This window comes from Nonomuraea lactucae, from assembly GCF_003313395.1.
In the GTDB taxonomy this organism is placed as follows: Bacteria; Actinomycetota; Actinomycetes; order Streptosporangiales; family Streptosporangiaceae; genus Nonomuraea; species Nonomuraea lactucae.
Genome location: NZ_QNFZ01000224.1, coordinates 1 through 8,897, shown reverse-complemented (window position 1 = coordinate 8,897; position 8,897 = coordinate 1). Strand labels below are relative to the sequence as shown.

Here is an 8,897-nt window from a genome sequence, read left to right as displayed (position 1 = left end):
CGCCGGAGCCACCGCGGCCCCGGGCGCCCCCCGCCCGACACCCACGCCCGGCGCCTCGCTGGCGCCCGGATACACGGCCATGGAGGCCCTGTTCGCCGACGCCCGCCTGCCCAGGCTGCCCGGCGGCGCCAAGCGGCTGTCGCTGCGCGCCCCCTCCAAGCACGTGATCAAGGACGCGCGCAGCGGGCTGGCCGTACCCCGGTTCGGCCGTCCCTGGAAGGCGTACGGCGCGGCGCCGTTCACCAGCAAGCAGGTCCTGCCCAAGCCGCGCGGCTCCAGCCGGCGCGGGATGCTGGTCAGCTGCCCGCTCCCCATCGAGGCGCAGGAATCCCCTCGCGACACCGCGCTCCTGGCCGCCCGCTGGACGCTCAACCACCACCCGAAGGGCTCCAGGATCAGGTGGATCGCCTCCCAGCCCGTCAAGGGCGGCTGGGCGCTGACCTACCAGGTCGAGTACGGCAAGCGGGCCTCACGCGCGGCGGTGGTGGTGGTCGAAGGGGGAATGCCCAAGCCCGGCCTGGCGTTCGTGACAGTGCCCGACTCGCAGAAGAAGCGGTGGAGCGACATCGCCCGCGCGATCTCCGGGGTGCGGGCCATAGAGTAGAAGATCATGGTTGCGGCGATTTGGGGAGTGACGCCGTGGAACGCTCTGGAACGCCGCCCACCCAGGACAGAGGGAAGCCGAAGCCGCCGTGGCGCGCGGAGGGGTTGCCGGGCACGCCCGGCGGCCGCCCCAAGATCAACTGGTGGCGGTTCGCCGCCACGCTGGTCGCCGTCTACGCGGTCTTCTTCGTGGTGTCGTCGTTCTTCGACAGCGGCCCGGTCGAGACGATCTCGTACACGCAGTTCACCCAGCAGGTGAACGCGAAGAACGTCAAGGAGATCTACGCCACCGGCCTGTCCGTCGAGGGTCACCTGAAGACCCCGGCCAAGGACCCCGACAGCGACAACCAGACGTACACCCAGTTCAGGACCGAGATCCCGGCCTTCGCGAACACCGATCAGCTCTCCCAGCAGCTCCAGTCGGCAGGTGTGGAGATCAAGGCCGAGCCGATCAACAGCGGCCGCGGCTTCTTCCTCAACCTGCTGCTGTCGCTGCTGCCTGTCCTGCTTCTGGCCGGGCTGTGGATCTGGATCATGCGCCGTGGCGCCAGCATGATGGGCGGCGGCGGGCTGGGCGGGCTCGGCAAGTCCAAGGCCGCCAAGCCGGTCGAGGCGGGCAAGGTGCGCGTCACGTTCGAGGACGTGGCGGGCATCGACGAGGTCGAGAACGAGCTGGTCGAGATCGTCGACTACCTCAAGGATCCCGGCAAGTACCGCAGGCTCGGCGCCAAGCTGCCCAAGGGCGTGCTGCTCGCGGGCCCTCCCGGCACCGGCAAGACGCTGCTGGCGCGGGCCGTGGCGGGTGAGGCGAAGGTGCCGTACTTCTCGGCGAGCGCGTCCGAGTTCATCGAGATGATCGTCGGCGTCGGCGCCTCCCGGGTGCGCGACCTGTTCGAGGAGGCGCGCAAGGTGGCGCCCTCCATCGTGTTCATCGACGAGATCGACGCCATCGGCCGGGCCCGTGGCGGCGCCGGCGGCATCGGCGGGCACGACGAGCGCGAGCAGACCCTGAACCAGATCCTCACCGAGATGGACGGCTTCTCCGGGGCCGAGGGGGTCATCGTCATCGGCGCCACCAACCGGCCCGAGATCCTCGACCCCGCCCTGCTGCGGCCGGGCCGCTTCGACCGCACGGTCCAGGTCGGGCTGCCCGACGCCGCGGGCCGTACCGCGATCCTGGAGGTGCACACCAGGGGCGTGCCGCTCGACGGCGCGGTCAGCCTGGAGCAGATCGCCCGGACCACGCCGGGCATGACCGGCGCCGACCTGGCCAACCTGGTCAACGAGGCGGCGCTCCTCGCCGCCAAGCGCGGCAAGGAGAAGGTGACGGGCGTCGACTTCACCGACGCGCTGGAGAAGCTCCAGCTCGGCGCGGCCCGCAGCATCGTGATGCCGGAGGAGGAGCGCAGGCGGACCGCCTACCACGAGGCCGGCCACGCGCTGCTCGGCATGCTCCAGCCCGGCGCCGACCCGGTCCGGAAGATCTCGATCATCCCGCGCGGGCGGGCGCTCGGCGTCACGCTGTCCACGCCCGACAACGACCGCTACGCCTACGACGAGCAGTACCTGCGGGGCCGCATCGCGGGCGCGCTGGGCGGGATGGCAGCGGAGCAGGTGGTGTTCGGCGTGATCACCACCGGCGCCGAGAACGACCTGGAGCAGGTCACGATGATCGCGCGCGGCATGGTCGGCCGCTGGGGCATGTCGGAGAAGGTCGGGCCGCTGACGATCCTGCCGAACGACGGGCAGCGCTCGCAGGCTTCACCCGCCACGCTCGCGATGGTCGACGAGGAGGCGCGGCGGATCGTGGACGAGTGCTACGAGCGCGCGGTGGAGGTGCTGCGCGACAACCGCGACAAGCTCGACGCGATCGTCGCGGCCCTGCTGGAGCACGAGACGCTCGACGAGGCCGACGCGTACGCCGCGGCGGGCGTGCCCGGCCGCAGCGGGGTCGCGGGGGTGTGACTCCGGCTCCCGGCTTTCCCGAGATTAGGGCAAAGCTGGAGATAGAAGGATTTACCAGTGGGAAGTCCCCCGGAGAGGAATGGGGGTCTCCCATGACACTGCACGAGGAGCTTCTCGCCCGGCTCGGCGACCCCGGAATGGAGCAGATGGCCGAGATGCTCGGCACCGACCAGGCCGCGGCGCGCACCGTGCTGCGAGCGGCGTCCGGCGTCATCGTCGGCGGGCTCGCCCGCAACACCGACGACCTCGACAGCGCCGAGGCGCTGCGCGCCGCGTTGGACGACCACACCGACGCCGACCCGTTCAACGGCGACGTCGCCTCCCTCGCCCGTGACGGCCAGAACATCCTCGGCCACGTCCTCGGCGGACGCGGCACGGAGGAGGCCGCGGCCGTGATCTCCCGGCTCGCCGGCGTCGCCCCCGCCGCCTTGATGGAGATCCTGCCGCTGACCGCCCCCATGATCATGACCCTGGTGGCCACCCGCGCCGCCGAACACGACATGGACGCCGAAGAGGTGACCGACCTCCTCGCCGTCGAGGCGGCAGCCGTTCCGGAGGGCCTCGGCGACCTGGTCGCCGGGGTGCTGGACGGCATCTACGGCGAGAGCCCGTCTCCGCAGGTGGGCACCCGGCCCCGGCCGCGCGTCGAATGGTGACCGGTAAGCTTGGGCCGTGATCGTTCTGGCCTCAGCCTCGCCTGCCCGCCTCGCTCTCCTGCGCGGCGCGGGCCTCGACCCCAAGGTGATCGTCAGCGGGGTGGACGAGGAGTCCTTCACCGCCCACACGCCGGCCGCCCTCAGCCTCGTGCTGGCGAAGGCCAAGGCGTCGGCCGTGGCGGGCGGGCTGGACGAGGGGCTGGTCATCGGCTGCGACTCCATCCTGGAGCTCGACGGGCGGCCCTACGGCAAGCCCGCCACCGAGGAGGAGGCCGCCGAGCGGTGGCGCGTCATGCGTGGCAGGACAGGCCGCCTCGTCACCGGCCACTGCGTCATCGACGTGGCAGCCGGCAGGCGGGCGGCCGAGGTGGCCACCACGGTCATCCGGTTCGGCCAGCCGACCGACGACGAGATAGCCGCCTACGCCGCCACCGGCGAGCCGCTCTCCCTCGCCGGGGCGTTCAGCATCGAGGGGCGGGGCGGGTGGTTCGTCGAGAGCATCGAGGGCGACCACGGCAACGTGCTGGGCATCTCGCTGCCGCTGGTGCGCCGCCTGTTCGCGGAGCTGGGCTACGCGGTGACGTCCTTCTGGCGCTAGCCTGCCGGGCATGCGATCAGTGCGCGACTTCCTGGCGGGCGTGGGCTTCTTCCTCCAGGGGATGAGGTGGGTGGCCGGGCACGGCCGGTGGTGGCTGTTCGGCCTGATCCCGGCGGTGATCGCGTTCGTCGGCTACGTCGCGGCGCTGGTCTACCTGGGCGCCAACGCGCTGTCGCTGGCCGAGACGTTCACGCCGTTCGCCGACACGTGGTCGTGGCGCGAGGCGTTCCGGGTGACGGTGGCGATCGCGCTGTTCGCGGGCGGCCTGGCGCTGGCGGTGGTGACCTTCACGGCCGTGACGCTGGCCGTCGGCGAGCCGTTCTACGAGAAGCTCTCCGCGGCCGTGGACCCGCTGCCGGGGGCGGTGGAGCAGCCCTGGTGGCGCACGCTGCCCCGGTCCATCAGGGACAGCCTGGTGACGCTCGGATACGTGCTGCTGTTCACCGTTCCGCTGTTCTTCCTGGGCTTCGTGCCTGTGGTGGGGCAGACGGTCGTGCCGGTGCTCGGGGCGGCCGTGTCGGGGTTCTTCCTCACGGCCGAGCTGACGACGCTGGCGCTGGAGCGGCGGGGGATGGCCCGCAAGGAGCGGTTCGCGCTGCTGAGGCGGAACAAGGCGGCGTCGCTGGGGTTCGGCGTGGGGGTGTTCCTGCTGTTCCTGGTGCCTGTGGTGGCGGTGCCGCTGATGCCCGCGGCGGTCGCGGGCGCCGCCCTCCTGGTCCGCACCCGTCTCGCCCCCGCACCCCTGACGGACCAGGGCCACAGCCCGGCCGAACGGCCCTGACGGCCCTGACGGCGCACGGTCGCGGTCCGGCCACGGGGCACAGGGCACGGGGCACGGTATGGCTGAACGGCCCCTGACCGTGTACGGTCGCGGTCCGGCCGAACGGCCCTTGACGGGCACGGTCGCGGTCCGGCCGGACGACCGTGACGCGCGCCGGCACCATGGTCGGAGCCGGTCGGAGCCGGTTGTCCACAACCCCGACCACCCGACCCCCGGTCATCCCCAGAACCCGCTTCGCCCCCACCCCGTCACCCCCCGCCCCAGCATCCTCGTGCCCATGACGACGACCGACACCTCCGACACCTCAGGCACCTCCGACACCTCAGGCACCTCCGACACCTCAGGCACCTCCGACACCTCGGGCACCTCGGGCACCTCCGGCACCTCGGGCACCTCCGACACCTCCGGGCCCTGCCTCACCCTCACCAGCCCGGCCGACATCCTCGCCGCCATCCCCTACCTGGTCGGCTTCCATCCCGCCGGCAGCCTCGTCCTGGTGGGCCTCAGCCACGGCCAGGCCCGAGTGGCGGCCAGGTGGAGCCTCCCGTTCCCCAGCGGCACGCTCGCCCCGCTGGGCCCGCTGCTGGAGCGGGAGGGCGTCACCCAGGTGGTCATCGTCGGCTACGGCCCCGGCGAGCAGGTCACCCCGGCGGTCGACGAGGCGCGGGCGCAGGCCGCCAAGGCCGGGGTGGAGGTCGGCGAGGCGCTGCGAGCCCACGAGGGCCGCTACTGGTCCTACACGTGCGACGTCCCCGGCTGCTGCCCGCCCGCGGGGACCCCCTACGATCCCGCCACCAGCCGGATCGCCGCCGAGGCCACACTGCGCGGCCTGGTCGCCCTCCCCGATCGCCAAGCTCTCCAACGCACCATCGCCCCCGTCACCGGACCCGTCCGGGTGGCGATGCGCCGCGCCACGGCTGAGGTCGTGGCCGACGTACGCGCCGGGCTCGCGGCGGCCGGCCGGTCCGGTCCGGGTGCCGACTCCTTCGCCAGGGAGTTCGTCGCCCACGGCCTCGTCCGGGTCCGTGCGGCCCTCGCCGCCCACGCGGCGGGAGAGCGCCTCGACGACGCCGAGGCCGCCCGCCTGGGCCTGGACCTCGCGGTGATCCGCGTGCGCGACGAGGCATGGACTCTCATGGACGAGTCCCACGCCGGCCTCTGGAAAGACCTGACGCGCCGCCTGGAGCCGTCCTTCTCCCCACCCGCCGCCACGCTCTTCGCCATGGCCTCCTGGCGCGCCGGGGACAGCACCCACGCCACGATCGCGCTGGAGCGCGCCCTGGCGGTCGACCCCGGCTACTCCATGGCCAACCTGCTCATGCACGCCCTCCAGAGCCTGCTCTCCCCGAGCGCGCTCCGCGGCCGCCTGCCCACCCCTGCCGAGCTCGACACCGCCATGGGCTCCGCCCACGCGGGCTGGCTCCACCCTCTGACCGCCCTCCTGGACGGGGAGGCCCGGACCACCCTGGACGGGGAGGCCCGGACCACCCTGGACGGGGAGGCCCGGACCACCCTGGACGGGGAGGCCCGGACCACCCTGGACGGGGAGGCCCGGACCACCCTGGACGGGGAAGCGCGGACCACCGATCCGCCCGCCAGCCTCTCGACAGCAGGCGCTCCGGTCCAGCGGAGGGGCGGAAACTAGCCGAGGCTGAGTGAGGCCCTGACGGTGCCCGCGCGGGGATGGGACACGGTGACCGTGACCGGGGCGCCTTCGGCCGCCGCGACGATCCACTCGGCGGATGCCAGATCGGGCGTGCCGGGATTGTGGCCCCACCAAGTAGTCGTCGTCCTGGCGTTGCTGCGCCCGTCCAGCTGGCCCAGATCGTGGGCGGGTGCGCCGGACAGCAGGGTCGCGTGCTCCGGCGGGTCGAGCGTGGCGACGAGGGTGCCGCTTACGTTGCGCTCCAGCGCCCGCTGCGTGACGTTGGTGGGCAGCCAGCCGGTGTTCTGCACCACCAGGTGGACGCGATAGACACCAGGGCTCACCAGCTCGCTGGTCAGGGAGCGGATCTCCAGCCTGGGCGAGCGCAGCGCCAGCCGGACGACCCACTCGGAATGCGGCGCGACCTCCCGCTCGATCCGGTCGAACGGCGGGTTGTAGAAGTAGTTGATCATGTCCCAGCCGCCGAGCTCGATCGGGCCGAGCTGAGGGTGGTCGAAGGGGTACCAGTCCACGAAGCCCTGGCCGCCGAGTTCGTCGTCGCTCCAGCTGATCAGGGCGAGATCGTCCTCCACCGCGTGGTCGATCAGCCACCCCGACGGGTGGTGCGGCTTGCGCCCGGCCGCGCTGAGCGGGTTCCAGAACTCGGTGATCCAGGCGAGCAGGCCGAGCTGGTTGTAGTACCAGCCGAGCTGTCCGCCGCGGAAGTAGGCCGGCTCGTGCTTCAGGTCGTTGAAGGAGATCGCCGGATAACCGGTCAGCTCGGTCGCGCACGCCCCGAGCTCTTCGTAGATCCTCAGGTCGGCGTGGGACATGTTGTCTTCCGCGTTCATCGGCGGGCGCAGGTGCAGCCCGCCGAAGGTGTGGCAACTGACGAATCCGGTGAGGTTGGGCCGCTCAGCGACCGCGCGGAGGATGGCCTGGATCTCCGGCTCGGAGCCGGGGTAAGGGCCCGCGTTGGCAGGGGTCTCGGGCGCCGCCGCCCAGTCGGTGGGCAGGTTCTGGCCCAGGTCCAGGCCTTCCAGTGGTGCGGCGAGCCGCACGGTGGCGCCGTCGTAGCCGACGATCTCGCCTTCCTGAAAGATCCGGTAGTAGTCGCCGCCGTACTCGTCGGGGTCACGGCGCACGAGCAGCCGCGGCTCGACGGGGCACGGCTTCCACGGACCGTCGGGGTCGGGCACCCGCATGAACAGCACTCGGCCGTCACCATCGATGTCGCGGAGCCGCAGGCCGGGCTCCTGCGCGTCCAGCGGATGCGGCCGCACACTGGAGCGGATGTAGCGGCCTTCGGCCAGCACCTGCTCGACGCCGTCCGGGTTGAGCCTGGGCACCACGTACAGCACCCGCGTGTCGAGCAGCCTGGTCACGAGCTCGTCGGAGCCGTAGCCGGACAGCACGTGGTCGATGAGGTGCAGCGCGGCGAACGAACCGGTGATCTCGTTGGCGTGGATGTTGGCCTCGACGAGAAATCCCGGCTTCTCCTCCGCGGGGCCTGTCTCGATGTTGGTGAGCGTGACCATCCAGATGTCCCGCCCCTTCCACGAGGCGCCGATGCTCGCCGACTCCACCAGGCCCGGGTGGCGGTCCTGCCAGGATTCGAGCAACTTGGCAAGGTCCTCATGGCCGGGAAAGCGCTCATATGACAGCGGACTCATGCGGCCGAGTCTGTCCGGGGCAGGCGTCCATGGTCTTTGTCGGAAGCCGCAAAGTTGCCGGCCGACCCTTGTCTGGCTCCACGCTGACAGCGGTGGTGTAACAGTTGTTGCATCACCTTCATGTTGGAGCAACCGATGTACGCGCTCGACGACCTGCGAGAGCCGCGTGAACTGCGCGCGGCTCAGGGGTGGGCCCTCCTGGTGAGCAACAGAGGGCTGGTCGTCTCGCACCTGCCGATCACCCCGGATGCCGCCAGTCCGGGGCGGCCGTCGCCGGGCACCTCGCCCGCGAGGACGCCGAGTCGCACGGGCTGGGCGAACGGTCCGTGACGATCGTCGTGCAGGGCCCGAACGGTTATCTCTCACCGATCGACTACCGTGCCGGGCCGTCCGTTCCCACCTGGAACCTTGTCGTCGCGCACCTGCACGGCGCACCGCAGGTGCTGGGACCGGAGGAGACCTACGCGACGCTCTCCGCCACCGTGGACCACTGCGAGTCCGGGCGACCGGAGCCGTTCCGGATGAACATGGTGGAGGAGTGCGCGCGCGGGATCGCTCCGGCTGTGACCGGGTTCCGCTTGGTGCCGACCCGGTGGTGGGCAGGGCCGCCCGGGGGGTGCGGCATCGAGGTGCTCGGCACGCCGCCCGGCGGCTGCTGGACGCACCGGCAACAGATCTGAAACACCCTCGGCATCCGGGGGATCACCCGCTGTCGCGGCGGACAAAGGCGTACCACCGGGTTGAACCTTCCCGACAATGAACGCCGGACAGTGCTATGGCACGCTCAAGCCCATCGCGCGGGCGACCTCGGCGCGGTCCCGGCGGGTGCCATCCCCACCCTTCCATGTCGAGCATCCTTGGAGGTGCCGCAGATGTCCGTCAGAAGACCACGCTGGGCCGGAGCCGTCGTCGCGAGCGCGCTGGCCGTCACGTCGGCCGCTGGCTGCGCCGGCGGGGCGGGCTCCACCGCTCCGGC

Annotated in this window: 9 protein-coding genes; 8 read left to right on the top strand and 1 reads right to left on the bottom strand. The window is 71.9% G+C overall.

The annotated features are described in order from the left end of the window. From DQW85_RS13985 to DQW85_RS13960, 6 genes are all read left to right on the top strand, one after another. The coding region (locus DQW85_RS13985) for a hypothetical protein (RefSeq protein WP_162794968.1) at nucleotides 1-604 on the top strand (604 nt) is incomplete at its 5' end. A gap of 35 nt (nucleotides 605-639) precedes the next feature. Next, the gene (ftsH, locus tag DQW85_RS13980) at nucleotides 640-2,568 is read left to right on the top strand and encodes an ATP-dependent zinc metalloprotease FtsH (RefSeq protein ID WP_113700750.1); all 1,929 of its coding nucleotides are present in this window, start codon (nucleotides 640-642) and stop codon (nucleotides 2,566-2,568) included. Nucleotides 2,569-2,660: 92 nt separating this feature from the next. After that, entirely contained in the window at nucleotides 2,661-3,224 is a 564-nt protein-coding gene (locus DQW85_RS13975) for a DUF937 domain-containing protein (protein WP_113700749.1), read from the top strand. 16 nt (nucleotides 3,225-3,240) lie between these two features. Beyond that, nucleotides 3,241-3,822, top strand: a complete 582-nt coding sequence (locus DQW85_RS13970) for a Maf family protein (RefSeq protein WP_113700748.1) — start codon at nucleotides 3,241-3,243, stop codon at nucleotides 3,820-3,822. 10 nt (nucleotides 3,823-3,832) lie between these two features. After that, nucleotides 3,833-4,603 carry an EI24 domain-containing protein gene (locus DQW85_RS13965; protein WP_240197164.1) on the top strand — a complete coding sequence of 257 codons (771 nt, stop codon included), beginning with the start codon at nucleotides 3,833-3,835 and terminating at the stop codon, nucleotides 4,601-4,603. Between the two features lie 277 nt (nucleotides 4,604-4,880). Then, on the top strand, nucleotides 4,881-6,248 hold the full coding sequence (locus tag DQW85_RS13960) for a DUF4192 domain-containing protein (RefSeq protein ID WP_113700746.1): 1,368 nt from the start codon (nucleotides 4,881-4,883) through the stop codon (nucleotides 6,246-6,248). Here DQW85_RS13960 and DQW85_RS13955 read toward each other — a convergent pair. After that, nucleotides 6,245-7,921 (bottom strand): M14 family metallopeptidase, encoded by a 1,677-nt coding sequence (locus tag DQW85_RS13955; RefSeq protein WP_113700745.1) that lies wholly within the window; start codon nucleotides 7,919-7,921, stop codon nucleotides 6,245-6,247. The two genes, DQW85_RS13960 and DQW85_RS13955, sit on opposite strands and share 4 nt — an antisense overlap. Nucleotides 7,922-8,041: 120 nt before the next feature. Between DQW85_RS13955 and DQW85_RS46805 the strand changes: the two genes are divergently transcribed. Beyond that, nucleotides 8,042-8,251 carry a hypothetical protein gene (locus DQW85_RS46805; protein ID WP_240197167.1) on the top strand — a complete coding sequence of 70 codons (210 nt, stop codon included), beginning with the start codon at nucleotides 8,042-8,044 and terminating at the stop codon, nucleotides 8,249-8,251. Then, a complete protein-coding gene (locus tag DQW85_RS13950; RefSeq protein WP_240197165.1) occupies nucleotides 8,233-8,601 on the top strand; it encodes an FMN-binding negative transcriptional regulator in 369 nt (122 codons plus the stop codon). Before DQW85_RS46805 ends, DQW85_RS13950 begins: the two co-directional genes overlap by 19 nt. Nucleotides 8,602-8,897 lie beyond the last annotated feature (296 nt).

Excerpts from the sequence above, each read along its gene's own strand:
- DQW85_RS13955 (WP_113700745.1), bottom strand. The coding sequence starts at position 7,921 with ATGAGTCCGCTGTCATATGAGCGCTTTCCCGGCCATGAGGACCTTGCC.
- DQW85_RS46805 (WP_240197167.1), top strand. The coding sequence starts at position 8,042 with ATGTTGGAGCAACCGATGTACGCGCTCGACGACCTGCGAGAGCCGCGT.
- DQW85_RS13965 (WP_240197164.1), top strand. The coding sequence starts at position 3,833 with ATGCGATCAGTGCGCGACTTCCTGGCGGGCGTGGGCTTCTTCCTCCAG.
- DQW85_RS13960 (WP_113700746.1), top strand. The coding sequence starts at position 4,881 with ATGACGACGACCGACACCTCCGACACCTCAGGCACCTCCGACACCTCA.
- DQW85_RS13975 (WP_113700749.1), top strand. The coding sequence starts at position 2,661 with ATGACACTGCACGAGGAGCTTCTCGCCCGGCTCGGCGACCCCGGAATG.